This is a genomic window from Variovorax sp. BGA-UO-ETr-C22, from assembly GCF_059567965.1.
This window is the reverse complement of sequence record NZ_JCAQPA010000010.1, coordinates 486,747-501,725: the sequence shown is the minus strand read 5'-3', so window position 1 is coordinate 501,725 and position 14,979 is coordinate 486,747. Positions and strand designations below refer to the sequence as shown.

Genomic DNA, 14,979 nt, shown 5'->3' with positions numbered 1-14,979 from the left:
CTGTCAGGGCAAGGCGCGGGCGTCGGCCAGGAAACCCGCTTCGGCAGCCAGGGTGGCGGGATGGTCGAGCAGCTCGACAAAGAGGCGCGGCGGGATGGTGATGGCGCCCACGCCCAGCGCCAGCAGCGACAGGTACGCCGAGCGGGAACGGATGCTCGCCACCAGCAGCCGCGTGCCCGAAGAAGGCCGTTGCGCCACCAGCGACTGCATCTGCGCGATGAGCGCCAGCCCGTCGATGCCGGCGTCTTCGAGCCGCCCGAGGTACGGCGCCGCATAGGCCGCGCCCAGTTGTGCAGCAAAGTGCGCCTGTTCGGGCGCGTACACGGCGGTCCACGTCACAGGCACGCCCTGGGCGATGAGCCGCGCGCCGGCGTCCAGGCCCTGGCGCGTGGCGGGAATCTTGATGACGAGCTGGCCGGGGTCGAACTGCGGCAGCAGGACGGCGGCGTCTTCCAGCATGCCGTCGACCTCGCTCGAATACACCTGGGCCTGCACCTGGCGCGCGCCCAGATCGATGCAGCGTTTCAGCAGATCCGGGACGTAAGCACGCCCGACGCCGGCGCGTTGCAGCAGCGTCGGGTTGGTCGTCACGCCGTGCACCACCGGATGCGGCAGGCAGGCCTGCAGCTCGGCCAGGTCGGCGCTGTCGAGGTACAGGTGGAAGTCGTCGTTCATGCAGAAATGCGGAAGGAAGGTAGGGTTCAGCTCATGACATTGCCGCCGTCGACATTGAGGGTCTGCGCCGTGATGTAGCGCGCCTCGTCGCTGGCGAGAAAGACCGCCGCCCCGGCAATGTCGCCCGGCACGCCCATGCGCCCGAGCGGCACCGCGAGGCCGACACGCCGCTTCTTCTCGCCCGGCGCCAGCCCCTCGGCCTTGGCGAACAGGCTGTCGACATGGTCCCACATCGGCGTGTCGACCACACCGGGGGCGATGCCGTTGACGCGGATGCCGTGCGGCGCCATGGCCAGCGCGGCGCTCTGCGTGTAGCTGATGACGGCCGCCTTGGTCGCGCAGTAGTGCGACACCAGCGCCTCGCCGCGGCGCCCGGCCTGCGAGGCCATGTTGATGACCGACGCGCCCGGCGTGCCGGCCTCGCCCATGTGGCGCAGCACGGCCTGCATCACGAAGAACATGCCCTTCACGTTGACCGCGAAGAGTTTGTCGAACGAGGCTTCGTCGCTGTCGAGCAGCGGCGCGAGGTCGAACACGGCGGCGTTGTTGAACAGCGTGTGGACGGGACCGAAGGCGACCTGCGCCTCGGCCAGCATGTGCGCGATGGCCTGCGTGTCGGTCACGTCGGCCGCGATGTAGGCGAGCGTGTCGGGGTGGGCTTGCTGCAGTGCGCGCACGGCCTCGGGCGCGGCGGTCGCGCGGTCGATCACGCTGCAGCGCGCACCCTCGGCGATGCAGGCCTCGGCCACGGCCAGGCCGATGCCGCCGCCGGCACCAGTCAGCAGCACATGGCGGTCCTGCAGGCGGCCGCTCATGGCGCGGCCTTCTCTTTGATGAAGCGGGCCACGCGCTCGCCGGCACGACGCACCGCATCGACGAGCCGCGCATCGCCCGCGAGGCTGCCCCACAGCCCGGCATCGGCGCACAGCGCCGCCACGGGGTCGGCCGCGTCGCAGATGGCGTGCGCGGCAGCATCGTCCATGCTCTGGTCCTGGTAGGCGTAGGGCAGCGCGCCCCGGTGCCAGCGCTGCAGGAACGCGAGGAACAGTGCGGGCAGCATCGCCACGCTGTCGATGCCCTGCCCGGCCGCGAGCCGCTCGCGCACGGTCGGCGCGATGAAGCCCGGGATCTTCGAGAAGCCGTCGGCCGCCACGCGCTGGTTGGTGTCGCGGATCGCGGGGTTGCCGAAGCGGTCGAGCACCACGTCGCGGTAGGCCGCCAGGTCGATGGGGCTGGGGCTCAGGCACGGGATGACGTCGTCGGTCACGTAGTCGAAGGCCATGCGGCGAATGGCCGCGTCGTGCGTGCCTTCGTGGATGAAGCCCAGCCCCGCCAGCGTGCCGGCCCAGGCGATGCAGCTGTGCGTGGCGTTGAGGATGCGAATCTTGGCCTCTTCATACGGCTGCACCGATTCGACCAACTCGACACCCACGCGCCCCCAGTCGGGGCGCCCGGCGACGAAGTCGTCTTCGATCACCCACTGGATGAAGCTCTCGCCCGTGACCGCCGCGCCGTCGTCACGGCCCGTGGCGGCGCGCACGCGCGCGCGCAACTCGGGCGGCGGACGCGGCGTGATGCGGTCGACCATCGCGTTCGGGCAGCGGGTGTTGGCATCGACCCAGGCCTGCAGCGGCGCATCGCCGACCAGCGCGATGAACTCGAGCAGGCCCGCGCGAAAGCGGTCGCCGTTGTGGCGCAGGTTGTCGCAGTTCAGCAGCGTCACGGGGCCCGCCTGCGCGGCGCGCCGTGCCCGCAGGATCGCGCAGACCGCGCCGTAGATCGTCTCGCCGGCCTCGCCGCGCCGTGCGCGTTCGATGTCGGCCGCGAGGTCGGTGAACGACAGGTCGAGCTTGCCCTTGGTGTCGAGGTAGTAGCCCGCCTCGGTCACCGTGAAGGAGACGATGCGCGTGGACGGCGCCGCGCCGCGCGCGATCACCGGGGCCAGCGAGGGCTCGTACGGCAGCACCTCGCGGATGGCTTCGATCTGCTCGTAGCGGTACTCGCCGGCCGGCGACACGGTCTCGAGCGTGTAGCGCCCGCCCTGGGCCTGCAACGCCGCGACGACCTCGGCCATGTCGGGCCGGATGTTGGCGCCCGACAGCGACCAGCGGGTGTCGCCCGCATCGATCAGCCGCTGCAGGTAGACGGCCTGGTGGGCGCGATGGAACGAGCCGAGGCCGAGGTGAAGCACCGTGAATTCCGAAGGCGCCGGTGGGGTGGGCACGAGGCCCGCTGCTGCGAGGGTCACGGGGAAGGTCCGTTGAAAGTGAGGGGCGTCGGATCAGGCGGCGACGGCGCGGCCTTCGCGGCTGAACAGGTGCAGCACGGACGGGTCGAGCTCGACCGCCACGTCGTCGCCGGCCTGCAGCGGCGTGCGTTCGTTCTGGCGCGCGATGAGCGGCACGCCGCCCACGTCCACGTGGATCAGCGTGTCGGCGCCCAGCGCCTCGATGAGCTCGACGCGGCCCGGCACGCCGGCGGCCGCGCCCTGCTTCGGATGCACGCGCAGGCCTTCGGGGCGCACGCCCAGAAAGCCGTCGCTGGGCAGGCGCCCGCCGGTGGCGGCGGAAAAGCTCGGGATGGCGCTCGCCGCCACCATGTTCATCGACGGCATGCCGATGAACTGCGCGACGAACTGGTTGGCCGGTCGGTCGTAGAGTTCGAGCGGCGTGCCGACCTGCTCGATGAGCCCGTCCTTCAGCACCACCACGCGGTCGGCCAGCGTCATGGCCTCGACCTGGTCGTGCGTGACGTAGATGGTGGTGGCGCCGAGCGCGCGGTGCAGCTTGTGGATTTCGACGCGCGTGTTGCCGCGCAGCGCCGCATCGAGGTTCGACAGCGGCTCGTCGAAGAGAAACACCTTCGGCGCACGCACGATCGCGCGCCCGATGGCCACGCGCTGGCGCTGACCGCCCGACAGGTCCTTCGGCGTGCGGTCCAGGTACTGCGTGAGGTTCAGCGTCTTGGCCGCGTACTCGACCTTGGTCCTGATCTCGTCCTTGGCCACGCCCGCGAGCTTCAGCGCGAAGGACATGTTGTCGTACACGCTCATGTGCGGGTACAGCGCGTAGCTCTGGAACACCATCGCCAGGTCGCGCTTGCCCGAAGGCGTCCAGGTGATGTCCTTGCTGTCGAGCAGCAGGTTGCCGCTGGTGATGGGTTCGAGCCCCGCGATCAGGCGCAGCAGCGTCGACTTGCCGCAGCCCGAAGGCCCGACGAAGACGATGAACTCGCCCTTCTGGATCTGCAGGTCGACGCCCTTGATGATGTGGACGTCGCCAAAGCTCTTCTTGATGTTCTTGAGTTCGAGGTAGGCCATGAGATGTCTCCCTTTCTTTACTTGACGGCGCCGAAGGTCAGGCCTTGCACCAGTTGCTTCTGGCTGAACCAGCCGAACACGACGATGGGCGCAATGGCCATCAGCGACGCGGCCGACAACTTGGCCCAGAACAGGCCCTCGGGGCTGGAGTACGACGCGATGAGCGTGGCCAGCGTGCCGGCCTTGGCGGAGGTGAGGTTGAGCGCCCAGAAGGCTTCGTTCCAGCTCAGCACCAGGCACAGCAGGCCGGTCGATGCGAGCCCGCCGACCGACAGCGGCATCACGACGTGGCGGAACTCGGTCCACAGGCTCGCGCCGTCCATGCGCGCGGCTTCGAGGATCTCGTTCGGAATGTCCTTGTAGGCGCTGTAGAGCATCCACACCATGATCGGCAGGTTCGACAGCGTGAACACGATGGTGAGCGCGGTGAGCGAATCGAGCATGCCGGCGGTCTGCGCGAGCACGTAGATCGGCACCAGCGCACCGACGGCCGGCATCATCTTGGTGGAGAGCATCCACATGAGGATGTCGCGCGTCTTCTTCGTGCGAAAGAACGCCATCGAGTACGCGGCGGGCGCGGCGATCAAGAGGCCCAGGATGGTCGAGCCCAGGCTGGTGATCAGCGAGTTGCGCGCATACAGCAGGTAGTCGCTGCGGCGCTGCACCTCGCCGAAGTTGTCGAGCGTGGGCTCGAAGATGAACAGCGGCGGCACGTGGATCGCCTGCAGCTCCGTCTTGAAGGCCGTGAGGAACAGCCAGCCGAGCGGGAAGAACAGAAGCAGCGCCACGGCCCACGCACCGACGGTACGCAGCAGCTGGGGAAGGAGGTTGCTGGGTTGCATGGTCGTTCCTTCAGTCCAGGTTCTTGCCGATGATGCGGATGAGGAACACGGCCACGATGTTGGCCAGCACCACTGCGAACAGCGCACCGGCCGACGCCACGCCCACGTCGAAGTTCATGAGCGACTGCTTGAAGATCATGTAGGTCATGTTCGTGCTCTCGTTGCCCGGGCCGCCATTGGTGGTGATGGCGATCTCGGCGAACACGCTGAGCAGAAAGATCATCTCGATCATGATCACCACGGCCATCGGGCGGCCCAGGTGCGGAATCGTGAGATAGAAGAAGCGCTGGAACGAGCTCGCGCCGTCCATGCGCGCGGCTTCCATCTGCTCGCGGTCGAGCGACTGCAGCGAGGTGATGAAGATCAGGCAGGCGAAAGGCAGCCACTGCCAGGCCACCATGATGATCACGGAGAACAGCGGCACGTCGGTGAGCCAGTCGACCGGCTGCGCGCCGAAGAAGCGCCACACGTCGGCCAGGATGCCGTAGATGGGGTTCATCATCATGTGCTTCCACAGCAGCGCATTCACTGCAGGCATGACGAAGAAGGGCGAGATCAGCAGCACGCGCACGATGCCGCGGCCCGGGAAGGGTTCGTTCACCAGGAGCGCGAGCAGCACGCCGAACACCACCGTGATGACGATCACGCTGCCGATAAGCAGCAGCGTGTTCCACGTGGCCGGCCAGAAGTCGGGGTCGGTGACGAAGTAGTGAAAGTTCTCGATGCCCGCGAACGTGCGTTCGCCGGGCTGCATGAGGTTGTAGTTCACGAACGAGAAGTACAACGTCATCAGCAGCGGCACGATCATCCACAGGAAGAGCGTGAGCACGGCGGGCGCCATGAGGGCGCGGGGCAGGAGTCTTTTCATGGTCTGTTCCTCTCAGGCTGCGGCCCTCTCCCCGCGGGGAGAGGGGAAGAAGCGCGGCTTACTTGTAGTAGCCCGCTTTCTTCATCTCGCGCTCCGCAGCGAGCTGCGAGGTCTTCAGCGCCTGGTCGACCGTGACCTTGCCCGACAGCGCCGCGCTCATCTGCTGGCCCACCGCCACGCCGATGGCCTGGAACTCGGGAATGGCCGCGTACTGCACGCCGACGTACGGCGACTTGGGCAAGGTGCTGTCGCTGAGGTTGGCGCTGTCGATGGCCTTCTTCTCGGCGGCGGCGAACCTGGCGACCTTCTGGAACTCGGGGTTCGCGTAGGTCGACTTGCGCGTGCCGGTGGGCACCGTGCCCCAGCCGTGCTCCTTGGCCACGAGGTTGACGTATTCCTTGGAGGTCGCCCACTTCACGAAGGTCTGTGCTGCGGCGCCCTTGGTCGAGCTGGCGGGAATGGCCAGGTTCCAGGTCCACAGCCAGTTGGCGCCCTTGGGTGTCACGGCGACGGGGGCCTGCGCGAAGGCCACCTTGTCGGCCACCTTCGACTGCTTGGGGTCGCTGATGAACGAGGCCGCGATGGTCGCGTCCACCCACATGCCGCACTTGCCTTCGTTGAACAGCGCCAGGTTCTCGTTGAAGCTGTTGGCCGAGGCGCCCGGCGGGCCGTAGGCCTTCATGAGGTCGACGTAGAAGCCGATCGCGTCCTTCCAGGGCTTGGTGTCGATCTGCGGCTTCCACTGCATGTCGAACCACTGGCCGCCGTTGGTGTTGACCAGCGTGGTCAGGAAGGCCATGTTGTCGCCCCAGCCCGGCTTGCCGCGCAGGCACATGGCGTACAGGCCGCCCTTGGGGTCATGGATCTTGCCGGCCAGCTCCTTCACCTGCGCCCAGGTGGGCTGCTCGGGCATCTTGAAGCCGACCTTGTCGGCCAGGTCCTTGCGGTACATGAGCATCGAGCTCTCGCCGTAGAAGGGCGCGGCGTACAGCTTGCCTTCGTGCGACAGGCCGGCGCGGATGGCGGGCAGCAGGTCGTCGGCGTCGTAGGCGGCATCGGTGGCGATGGGCTGCAGCCAGCCCTTCTTCGACCAGATCGGCGCTTCGTACAGGCCGATGGTCATCACGTCGAACTGGCCGCCCTTGGTGGCGATGTCGGTGGTCACGCGCTGGCGCAGCGTGCCTTCCTCGAGCGTGACCCACTTGAGCTTGATGTCGGGGTTCGCCTTCTCGAAGAAGGGCGTGAGCTTCTGCATCTCGATCATGTGGCCGTTGTTGACGGTCGCGATCACGAGTTCGGTGGCGGCGTGGGACACAAGGCCCGTGCCGATGAGTGCGAGGGCGAGGCCCGCTTTCAGAAAGCGCTTCATGGTGTCTCCTTGGGTGAGCGACGCCTCGGTATCGTGGTCGCCGTGCCCGGATTCTGGAGAAACGCGCTTGCGATTTTGGTATTTCGAGCGGCCCAACCAGTACTCTCTTGCACCAGTTGGCTAGTGAAATCCCTAGTTAACGCAATTCAGGATGGAAAACGTCCGACTGAAGTTCTCGCCCGTCACGCGTGCCCACCCAGCAGCTGGCGCCGGAACTGCGCCGCCGCCGGCGACAGCGGGCGGTCTTCGCGGGTGATGAGGCAGATCGGCGGCACGCGCACCGGCAGCTCGACCGGCACGGTGCGCAGCACGCCCAGCCGGCCGTAATGGTTGGCCTGCGAGGCCGGCATGACGGCGGCCATGTCGGAGTTCTCCAGCAGCGCCGTGATCGCGATGGGCGATGCCGTTTCGATGATGTCCAGCCGCGCCTGGATGCCGGCCTCGCGCATCGCCGCCTCGAAGCGCCCGCGCTGCGGCGAGCCCGGCGGCTGCAGCACCCATGACCAGGTCGCCATCTCGGCGAGCGTGACCGTGGCCGCGCGCTCGAACACCGGGTGCGCGGCGCGCACCACGACCACCTGCGACTCGCCCAGCAGCGGCACGCTCGCGTACTTGGCCTCGTCGTGGCCGTCGGTGAGACGGCCCAGCACGAGGTCGACGTCGCCCTGCTCCAGCTGCGCCTGCATCAGGTCGCTGGTCTCGACCACCACCGACACGGCCACCTGCGGATGGCGCAGATGGTAGGCGACCAGCGCCGGCGCCAGCAGCTCGGGCACCGCACCCGGCACGCTGCCCACGCGCAGCGCACCGCTCAGGCCGGAACGCAGCGCGAGCATTTCCTCGCGGGCGGTGCCGAAGTCGCTGAGCACGCGGTGGGCGTAGCGGATCAGGATCTCGCCGTAGGGCGTGGGCGCCATGCCGCGCGCCAGGCGCTCGAAGAGCTGTTCGCCCAGCGACTCCTCCAGCTGCTGCAGCAGCTTGGTGGCGGCCGGCTGGCTGATGTTCATCGCCTCGGCCGCGCGGCCGAGGTGGCGGTGCGCGTCGAGCCGGGCCAGCAGGAGCAGCTGGCGCGGCCTCACATGCAGCATCAGCGAAGCGTCGGTGAGGCCAGGTTTCATGCACAAAAGTATATGGAGCTTCGGCCTTTTTCGATTGGATCGCGCGACCGAAGCTCCGTAGGCTCGGGCCCACAACAAGCAGGAGACGACGCGATGACTCTCTTTCCCCTGGCCCGCGGTGCCGGCCTGGCGGCGCTCCTGGCGCTGGCCGCCTGCCTGAACGCGGGTGCGCAGCCGGCCTACCCCGACAAGCCGCTGCGCATCCTGGTCGGCGCCTCGCCCGGCGGCGGCACCGACATCCTCGCGCGCGTGCTGGCCGACAAGTTCTCGCCCGTGCTGAAGCAGCCCGTGACGGTGGAGAACCGCCCCGGCGCATCGAACACCATCGCCGGCGAACTCACGGCCCGCGCGCCGGCCGACGGCGCCACGCTGCTGCTGGCCACCAACACGGCGCAGGCCGTGGCGCCGCACATCCTCAAGCTCAAGTACGACCCGCTGAAAGACCTGCAACCCATCGGCCTCGTGGCCGTGATGCCCAACGTGCTGGTGGTGTCGGCGAACTCACCCTACCGATCGGTGAAGGACCTGCTCGCGGCCATGGCCGCCAGGCCGGGCGGCTTCAAGTACGCGTCGTCGGGCATCGGCAGCACGCAGCACGTGGGCGGCGAAGCCTTCAACCTGGCCACGGGCATGACCTCGATCCACGTGCCCTACAAGGGCAGCTCGCAGGCGCACATCGACATCATCTCGGGCGAGGTCGAGATGATGTTCGACAGCACCTCCTCGGCCATGGGCCAGATCCGCGCCGGCAAGTTCCGCGCGCTGGCCGTGAGCGCACCGCAGCGTTCGCCCGAGCTGCCCGACGTGCCCACGCTGGCCGAGCAAGGCGTCAAGGGCGCCGACGTGTCGACCTGGTATGGCCTGTACGTGACGGCCGGCACGCCGCGCCCCGCGGTCGAGCGGCTGAGCGCCGAACTCACGCGCACGATGGGCCTGGCGGACGTGCAGTCGCGCATCAAGGCCCTGGGCGGCGAGCCCGGCACGCTGACCGGCGAACCCTTCGCGGCGATGAACCGGCAGGAGTTCGACCACTACGGCCGGCTCGTGCGCGATGCGCGCATCAAGGCCGAGTGAGGCCGTCCCTTCTTTCTCTTTTCTCCACCTCCATTGCCGACCATGTCTACCCCCTCGACAACCCCGCGCGTGACCTCCGCTAAACCCCGCATCGCCGTGCTGCTCGGCGACCCCAGCGGCGTCGGCCCCGAGATGGCCGTGAAGCTGCTCGCGCGCCAGCGCAACCTCGACGCCGCGCGCGTGCTGCTGATCGCCGACCCCGTCGTGCTGGCCGCGGGCGAGCGCGTGGCGGGCGCGAAGCTGGCCCCGCTGCAGGTGAACACCCTCGACAGCCTGCGCTTCGAGGACGGCCGTCCGAGCCTCCTCGTGCGCGACTGGATGGCAGGCGAGGAACCGGTGCTCGGCGAATCGAACGAGCGCTCGGGCCGGGCCTCGTTCGAGGCGCTGGAGCTGGCGACGCAGGCCGTGCGCAACGGCCAGGCCGACGCGATCCTCTTCGCGCCGCTCAACAAGCATTCGCTGCGCCTGGGCGGCCTCGTGCACGAGGACGAACTGCGCTACATGCAGGAGCGCTTCGCCGTCACGGGCTTCGTCTGCGAGTTCAACCTCACCGGCTCGCTGTGGACCTCGCGCGTGACCTCGCACATTCCACTGAAGGACGTGGCGCGGCACATCACCGTGGAGGGCGTGCGCGACGCCGTGAAGATCATCGCGTCGGCACTGCGCCGCGCCGGCGTGGCACACCCGCGCATCGCGGTGACCGGACTCAACCCGCACGCGGGCGACGGCGGCTCGATCGGCATGGAAGAGATCGAGATCATCGCGCCCGCCATCGAACAGCTGCGCGCCGAAGGCCACGACGCGCGCGGCCCGTTCTCGCCCGACACCGTGTTCATCGGCGCACGGCGCGGCGACGTGGACGCGGTGGTGTCGATGTACCACGACCAGGGCCAGATCGCGATGAAGCTCATGGGCTTCGAACAGGGCGTGACCCTGCACGGTGGCCTGCCCGTGCCCGTGGCCACCTCGGCCAGCGGCAGCGCCTTCGACATCGCCGGCCAGGGCGTGGCGCAGATCGAAGGGCTGCAGCAGGCCTTCGACCTGTGCGTGCGGATGGCAAGCGGTGCGCCAGCGCCTGCATCCGTGGAGGCGGCGGTGGCCTGAGCCGCTTGCTAACGCCCAAAAGAAAAGGGCCGCATGTGCGGCCCTTTGGCAGAAAGTTCAGGCGCTCGGCGGTTCGCCGTAAGCGTTGCTCTCAGGCTGCGTCGGCTGAACGAAGAAATAGATCAGCACGAGATTGATCAGCGGGATGATCGACAGCAGCAGGAACCAGCCGCTCTTGCCGATGTCGTGCAGGCGGCGCACGCCCACCGCGAGGGCGGGCAGAAGCAGGGCCAGCGCTGCAATGAAGTACACGTACTCATGGATCAGGCCCGTCACGACGAGCACGCCGAACTGGGCCAGAAAAAACCACCAGAACTCGGAACGCGACGCACGACCCGTGAAATCGGTGTACTTGGCGATGCACGTCTTGACCGCTGTTTGAAAGTCCATTGACTCGCTCCTCTTGATGAATCCCAGGGAAATTTCCCCGGGGCCATCATATCGGCGCACTGTGCAACGACAAACTCGGCCAAACCGGCCACCGCGCTGCAAACCAATGGCCTAAAGGCCTAGTGGATAGAGCCTTTGGCCAAGGCTCGCAAGCCTTGCGGTGACGTGTGCCGTCAGGCGCTCAGCCGCTTTAAAAGGCCGGCCGTCGAGGCATCAAGCCCCGAGACATCGCCCAAAGCCAGGCGCGGCTCGATGTCGCGCGCCAGCACCTTGCCGAGCTCCACGCCCCACTGGTCGAAGCTATTGATGCCCCACAGCGCGCCGCTGGTGAACACGCGGTGCTCGTACATCGCGAGGAAGGCGCCCAGTGCTTCGGGCGTGAGCTTCTCGAACACGAAGAAGGTGCTCGGCCGGTTGCCCGGGAAGTTCTTGTGGCCGCCTTCGTCGAGCTTGCCGACCATCAGCGCCTGCGCCTGCGCAAGCGCATTGGCCAGCAGCTTGGGGTGGTGGCCGTCGAGGTCGTGCGAGGCGTCGCGCACCGCCATGAACTCGAGCGGGATCACGTCGGTGCCCTGGTGCAGCATCTGGAAGTAAGCGTGCTGCCCGTTGGTGCCGGGCTCGCCCCAGAGCACGGGCGAGGTGCCGAAGGCCAGCGGCGCGCCGCTCGCATCGACCTGCTTGCCGTTGCTCTCCATCTCGAGCTGCTGCAGGTAGGCCGGCACGCGCTTCAGCGCGCTGTGGTACGGCGCGATGCTGCGGCTCGTGAAGTGGTGGAAGTTGCGGTACCAGACATCGAGCAGGCCCAACCGCACGGGCAGGTTCTGCTCGAGCGACGCGGTGCGGAAGTGCTCGTCCATCGCATGCGCGCCCGCCAGCAGCCGGCGAAAGCCGTCGGCGCCGATGGCCAGCGCGATCGGCAGGCCGATGGCCGACCACAGCGAGTAGCGGCCGCCCACCCAGTCCCAGAAGCCGAAGGTGGTGTCGATGCCGAACTGCTTCGCGGCCTCGACGTTGGTGGTGAGCGCAGCGAAATGGCCCGCGATGTCGGTGCCGCCCGACTGTTCGTACCAGCGCTTGGCCGAGAGCGCGTTGGTCATCGTCTCGGCCGTGGTGAAGGTCTTGGAGGCGACCAGGAACAGCGTGTGCTCGGGCGCCAGGCCCTTGAGCACGCCCGCCAGCTCGTGGCCGTCGACGTTCGAGACAAAGTGGAAGCGCTTGCCCGGCGCCACGAACTCCGCGAGCGCCAGCACCGCCATCTGCGGGCCGAGGTCGGAGCCGCCGATGCCGATGTTGACCACGTCGGTGATCGTGTGGTCGCTGCGCACCTTCTCGGCGTAGGCCAGCATGGCGTCGAGCGTGGCGTGCACTTCGCGCAGCTCGTGGGCCGTCTGGCGGCCGGTGGCCGCGTCGGCCGGCGCGCGCAGCAGCGTGTGCAGCACGGCGCGGTCTTCGGTGTTGTTGATGTGCGCACCCGCGAACATGGCGTCGCGGTGGGCCTCGAGGCCACATTCGCGCGCCAGCGTGAACAGCAGCGCCTCGGTGCGCGCGTCGATGAGGTTCTTCGACAGGTCGGCGAAGACGTGCGGCGCCTCCTGGCTGAAGCGCGCGAAGCGCCCGGCGTCCTCCACGAAGGCATGGCGAAGATCGAACTGGCGACCGGCCGTGTCGAAGCTGGACTGCAGTTGCGCCCAGGCCGGCGCGCGGTCACAGCGCAGGGTCATGGTCATGTTTACTTGCCGCTTTCCTGCATGAGCTTTTCGAGCTTCACGGCGTCGGCCGCGAAGGCGCGGATGCCCTCGGCGAGCTTCTCGGTGGCCATGGCGTCTTCGTTGAGCGCGAAGCGGAAGCCGGCTTCGTCGTAGCTCACCTTCTCTGCGTTGCCGCTCGCGGCAGCCTTGGCGTCGAGCGCGTGCGTGAGCGGCTCGTTGCTCGCGGCCAGCTCGGCCAGCAGCTCGGGGCTGATGGTCAGCAGGTCGCAACCGGCGAGCGCCTGGATCTGCCCGACATTGCGGAAGCTCGCGCCCATGACCTCGGTCTTGATGCCCTGCTGCTTGTAGTAGTTGAAGATTTCGCGCACCGACTTCACGCCGGGGTCGTTGGCGCCCGCGCTGGCGGCTTCGTCCCACTTCGCGCCGGCCGACTTCTTGTACCAGTCGTAGATGCGGCCCACGAAGGGCGAGATGAGCTGCACGCCGGCCGCGCCGCAGGCCACGGCCTGCGCGAACGAGAACAGCAGCGTGAGGTTGGTGCGGATGCCCTTCTGCTCGAGCAGGCGCGCGGCCTCGATGCCTTCCCAGGTGGAGGCGACCTTGATCAGCAGGCGCTTCTCGGTGTCGATGCCTTCGGCCTTGTACAGCGCCACGATGCGCTCGCCGCGGGCCACGGTGGCGGCGGTGTCGAACGACAGGCGTGCGTCGACTTCGGTGGACACGCGGCCCGGGATGATGGAGAGGATTTCGGTGCCGAAGCGCACCAGCAGGCGGTCGATGACCTCGTCGAGCGGCTTGCCGGCGTGGGCCTTCACGGTTTCATCGAGCAGCGGCCGGTACTCGGCCTTCTGCACGGCCTTGAGGATCAGCGACGGGTTGGTGGTCGCGTCCTGCGGTTTGGAAATGCTGAGCTGCTTGAAGTCGCCGGTGTCGGCAACCACGGTGGTCCACTGGCGGAGTGCATCGAGTTGGTTCATGAAATCAATTATCCGGGGAGGGGTGTGACAAGTCCTGCACGCAGTTGCGCGGCGGTCGATGTTTTCATGCGAACCGTAGCACGGGTTTTCGCGAAGCTCCATCGGCCTGCAGCGCGAAGGGTTGTCGGCCGCCCTGCCCTACAGGGGCTGTGGTCCCCGGCTGACGGCAGCCGGCCGCGGCCCGGGGCACCCTGAACGGGACGCGACATCCACGCCGAGAACGACTTTCCCCAGGAGCCCTCATGACCCCTCGCCCCCCACGCCCCGCGACCGCCGCCGGCCGCGCCTTCGACGACCGCCGCACCAGCCACGCGATCGGCACCATGGCCACCGCCTTCGTCGTGGGCGGCGTGGCCACCTGGTACGCGCTGGGCGCCGCACGCACGGCCCGTGTCCGGCCCGCCGGCCCGGCCGACGGCGCCCCGCTGATGCGCGCACCGCTGCAGGTGGTGGCGCCGGTCGACCTGCACCGCTACGCCGGCGTCTGGCACGAACAGGCGCGGCTGCCCAACCGGTTCCAGAAGCAGTGCGCCGGCCCGGTGAGCGCCGAGTACACGCCGCAGCCCGACGGCACCGTGCAGGTGCGCAACCGCTGCGTGCGCGACGACGGCAACTTCGACGAGGCGATCGGCAGCGCGCGCGTGGTGCCCGTGGCCGGCCAACCCGGCGCCGGACGGCTGCAGGTGCGCTTCGCCCCCGCCTGGATGGGCTGGCTGCCGCTGGTGTGGGGCGACTACTGGATTTTGAAGCTCGACCGCGACTACCAGGTGGCGCTGGTCGGCACGCCCGACCGTGAGTACCTTTGGGTGCTGTCGCGCGCGCCGCGCCTGGAGGACGACGCGCTGCAGGCCGAGCTGGACTACGCCCGCAGCCTGGGGTTCGACACCGACAAGGTGGTGCTCACCGGCAGGTAGCGCTGCAGTTGCGCCGGCAGCTTGTCGGGCGCGGTGCAGTGGATGGCGTGCCAGCCGAACGCACGGGCCATCTCGACGTTGGCGGCCGAGTCGTCGATGAACACCGTCTGCTCGGGGTCGAGGCCGTGGCGCATGGCCAGCAGCTCGTAGATCTCGCGCTCGGGCTTGAGAAACTTCACGTCGCCCGAGAACACGCCGCCGTCGAAGCGCCGCATGAAGGCGTGCCGGCGCTCGAGGGCGCGGGCGAACGGCACGGGCATGTTCGACAGGTAGTACAGCCGCAGCGGCTCGCCGGCATCGCGCTGCACGAGCAGCTCTTCGAGCATCGCGACCGTGACGTCGATCGGCGCCAGCCGCTCCCCGAGCCCGTCGAGCATGGCGTGCAGCGACTCGGCAGGCAGCGCCAGCCGCGCCGACATGCGGGCGATGGCATCGTCGAGCGTGCGGGTGCCGCAGTCGAAGCCGGTCCAGTCGTCATGATGGAAAAGGGCCCGGCCCAGGGCCGTGGCGGCGGCGTCAGTGGGGGCGTGAGAGGGGAGATGGGCCTGGACCAGCCGTGCAGGCTCCCAGGCGAACAGCACGGCGCCAAGATCGAAAACCACGTTCATGGCGCCATTGTT

General features: G+C 68.4%; 15 protein-coding genes. 3 read left to right on the top strand and 12 right to left on the bottom strand.

The features are described 5' to 3' along the window. Positions 1 to 3: 3 nt before the first annotated feature. From AC57B8_RS15750 to AC57B8_RS15715, 8 genes are all read right to left on the bottom strand, one after another. The gene (locus AC57B8_RS15750; RefSeq protein WP_496480087.1) at positions 4 to 675 is read right to left on the bottom strand and encodes a transaldolase family protein; all 672 of its coding nucleotides are present in this window, start codon (positions 673 to 675) and stop codon (positions 4 to 6) included. A 26-nt stretch (positions 676 to 701) separates the two neighbouring features. Then, on the bottom strand, positions 702 to 1,490 hold the full coding sequence (locus tag AC57B8_RS15745) for an L-iditol 2-dehydrogenase (protein WP_496480086.1): 789 nt from the start codon (positions 1,488 to 1,490) through the stop codon (positions 702 to 704). Next, positions 1,487 to 2,866, bottom strand: a complete 1,380-nt coding sequence (gene dalD / locus AC57B8_RS15740; protein ID WP_496480530.1) for a D-arabinitol 4-dehydrogenase — start codon at positions 2,864 to 2,866, stop codon at positions 1,487 to 1,489. The genes AC57B8_RS15745 and dalD overlap by 4 nt, the downstream gene beginning before the upstream one ends. 90 nt (positions 2,867 to 2,956) lie before the next feature. After that, a complete protein-coding gene (locus tag AC57B8_RS15735) occupies positions 2,957 to 3,994 on the bottom strand; it encodes an ABC transporter ATP-binding protein (RefSeq protein WP_062472672.1) in 1,038 nt (345 codons plus the stop codon). Between the two features lie 17 nt (positions 3,995 to 4,011). Further along, positions 4,012 to 4,836: a carbohydrate ABC transporter permease gene (locus AC57B8_RS15730; RefSeq protein WP_496480085.1), complete on the bottom strand. Its 825-nt coding sequence runs from the start codon at positions 4,834 to 4,836 to the stop codon at positions 4,012 to 4,014. Between the two features lie 10 nt (positions 4,837 to 4,846). Continuing rightward, positions 4,847 to 5,704: a carbohydrate ABC transporter permease gene (locus AC57B8_RS15725; protein ID WP_070059984.1), complete on the bottom strand. Its 858-nt coding sequence runs from the start codon at positions 5,702 to 5,704 to the stop codon at positions 4,847 to 4,849. 58 nt (positions 5,705 to 5,762) lie between these two features. After that, entirely contained in the window at positions 5,763 to 7,073 is a 1,311-nt protein-coding gene (locus tag AC57B8_RS15720; protein ID WP_496480084.1) for an ABC transporter substrate-binding protein, read from the bottom strand. A 182-nt stretch (positions 7,074 to 7,255) separates the two neighbouring features. Continuing rightward, positions 7,256 to 8,191 (bottom strand): LysR family transcriptional regulator, encoded by a 936-nt coding sequence (locus tag AC57B8_RS15715; RefSeq protein ID WP_172438316.1) that lies wholly within the window; start codon positions 8,189 to 8,191, stop codon positions 7,256 to 7,258. A 93-nt stretch (positions 8,192 to 8,284) separates the two neighbouring features. On the opposite strand from AC57B8_RS15715, the gene AC57B8_RS15710 reads away from it, so the two are divergent. Continuing rightward, a complete protein-coding gene (locus AC57B8_RS15710) occupies positions 8,285 to 9,265 on the top strand; it encodes a Bug family tripartite tricarboxylate transporter substrate binding protein (RefSeq protein WP_496480083.1) in 981 nt (326 codons plus the stop codon). A gap of 42 nt (positions 9,266 to 9,307) precedes the next feature. Next, entirely contained in the window at positions 9,308 to 10,369 is a 1,062-nt protein-coding gene (locus tag AC57B8_RS15705; RefSeq protein ID WP_370877915.1) for a 4-hydroxythreonine-4-phosphate dehydrogenase PdxA, read from the top strand. Positions 10,370 to 10,426: 57 nt separating this feature from the next. Here AC57B8_RS15705 and AC57B8_RS15700 read toward each other — a convergent pair whose 3' ends face one another. The 3 genes from AC57B8_RS15700 to tal all read right to left on the bottom strand — a co-directional run bounded on the left by AC57B8_RS15700 (position 10,427) and on the right by tal (position 13,445). Then, positions 10,427 to 10,759 carry a DUF805 domain-containing protein gene (locus AC57B8_RS15700; RefSeq protein ID WP_354345485.1) on the bottom strand — a complete coding sequence of 111 codons (333 nt, stop codon included), beginning with the start codon at positions 10,757 to 10,759 and terminating at the stop codon, positions 10,427 to 10,429. 173 nt (positions 10,760 to 10,932) lie between these two features. After that, positions 10,933 to 12,486 carry a glucose-6-phosphate isomerase gene (gene pgi, locus AC57B8_RS15695; protein ID WP_496480082.1) on the bottom strand — a complete coding sequence of 518 codons (1,554 nt, stop codon included), beginning with the start codon at positions 12,484 to 12,486 and terminating at the stop codon, positions 10,933 to 10,935. Between the two features lie 2 nt (positions 12,487 to 12,488). After that, positions 12,489 to 13,445: a transaldolase gene (tal, locus tag AC57B8_RS15690; protein ID WP_159273980.1), complete on the bottom strand. Its 957-nt coding sequence runs from the start codon at positions 13,443 to 13,445 to the stop codon at positions 12,489 to 12,491. 242 nt (positions 13,446 to 13,687) lie between these two features. On the opposite strand from tal, the gene AC57B8_RS15685 reads away from it, so the two are divergent. Next, a complete protein-coding gene (locus AC57B8_RS15685; RefSeq protein WP_496480081.1) occupies positions 13,688 to 14,359 on the top strand; it encodes a lipocalin family protein in 672 nt (223 codons plus the stop codon). Here the strand turns inward: AC57B8_RS15685 and AC57B8_RS15680 are convergent. Further along, complete coding sequence (locus AC57B8_RS15680) at positions 14,305 to 14,967, bottom strand: HAD family hydrolase (RefSeq protein WP_496480080.1); 663 nt, start codon at positions 14,965 to 14,967, stop codon at positions 14,305 to 14,307. The two genes, AC57B8_RS15685 and AC57B8_RS15680, sit on opposite strands and share 55 nt — an antisense overlap. Positions 14,968 to 14,979: the final 12 nt, after the last annotated feature.

Bases quoted from the DNA above. Each gene is read 5' to 3' on its own strand.
- AC57B8_RS15750 (WP_496480087.1), bottom strand. From the start codon at position 675: ATGAACGACGACTTCCACCTGTACCTCGACAGCGCCGACCTGGCCGAG.
- AC57B8_RS15745 (WP_496480086.1), bottom strand. From the start codon at position 1,490: ATGAGCGGCCGCCTGCAGGACCGCCATGTGCTGCTGACTGGTGCCGGC.
- AC57B8_RS15735 (WP_062472672.1), bottom strand. From the start codon at position 3,994: ATGGCCTACCTCGAACTCAAGAACATCAAGAAGAGCTTTGGCGACGTC.
- AC57B8_RS15730 (WP_496480085.1), bottom strand. From the start codon at position 4,836: ATGCAACCCAGCAACCTCCTTCCCCAGCTGCTGCGTACCGTCGGTGCG.
- AC57B8_RS15725 (WP_070059984.1), bottom strand. From the start codon at position 5,704: ATGAAAAGACTCCTGCCCCGCGCCCTCATGGCGCCCGCCGTGCTCACG.
- AC57B8_RS15720 (WP_496480084.1), bottom strand. From the start codon at position 7,073: ATGAAGCGCTTTCTGAAAGCGGGCCTCGCCCTCGCACTCATCGGCACG.
- AC57B8_RS15715 (WP_172438316.1), bottom strand. From the start codon at position 8,191: ATGAAACCTGGCCTCACCGACGCTTCGCTGATGCTGCATGTGAGGCCG.
- AC57B8_RS15710 (WP_496480083.1), top strand. From the start codon at position 8,285: ATGACTCTCTTTCCCCTGGCCCGCGGTGCCGGCCTGGCGGCGCTCCTG.
- AC57B8_RS15705 (WP_370877915.1), top strand. From the start codon at position 9,308: ATGTCTACCCCCTCGACAACCCCGCGCGTGACCTCCGCTAAACCCCGC.
- AC57B8_RS15700 (WP_354345485.1), bottom strand. From the start codon at position 10,759: ATGGACTTTCAAACAGCGGTCAAGACGTGCATCGCCAAGTACACCGAT.
- pgi (WP_496480082.1), bottom strand. From the start codon at position 12,486: ATGACCATGACCCTGCGCTGTGACCGCGCGCCGGCCTGGGCGCAACTG.
- tal (WP_159273980.1), bottom strand. From the start codon at position 13,445: ATGAACCAACTCGATGCACTCCGCCAGTGGACCACCGTGGTTGCCGAC.
- AC57B8_RS15685 (WP_496480081.1), top strand. From the start codon at position 13,688: ATGACCCCTCGCCCCCCACGCCCCGCGACCGCCGCCGGCCGCGCCTTC.
- AC57B8_RS15680 (WP_496480080.1), bottom strand. From the start codon at position 14,967: ATGAACGTGGTTTTCGATCTTGGCGCCGTGCTGTTCGCCTGGGAGCCT.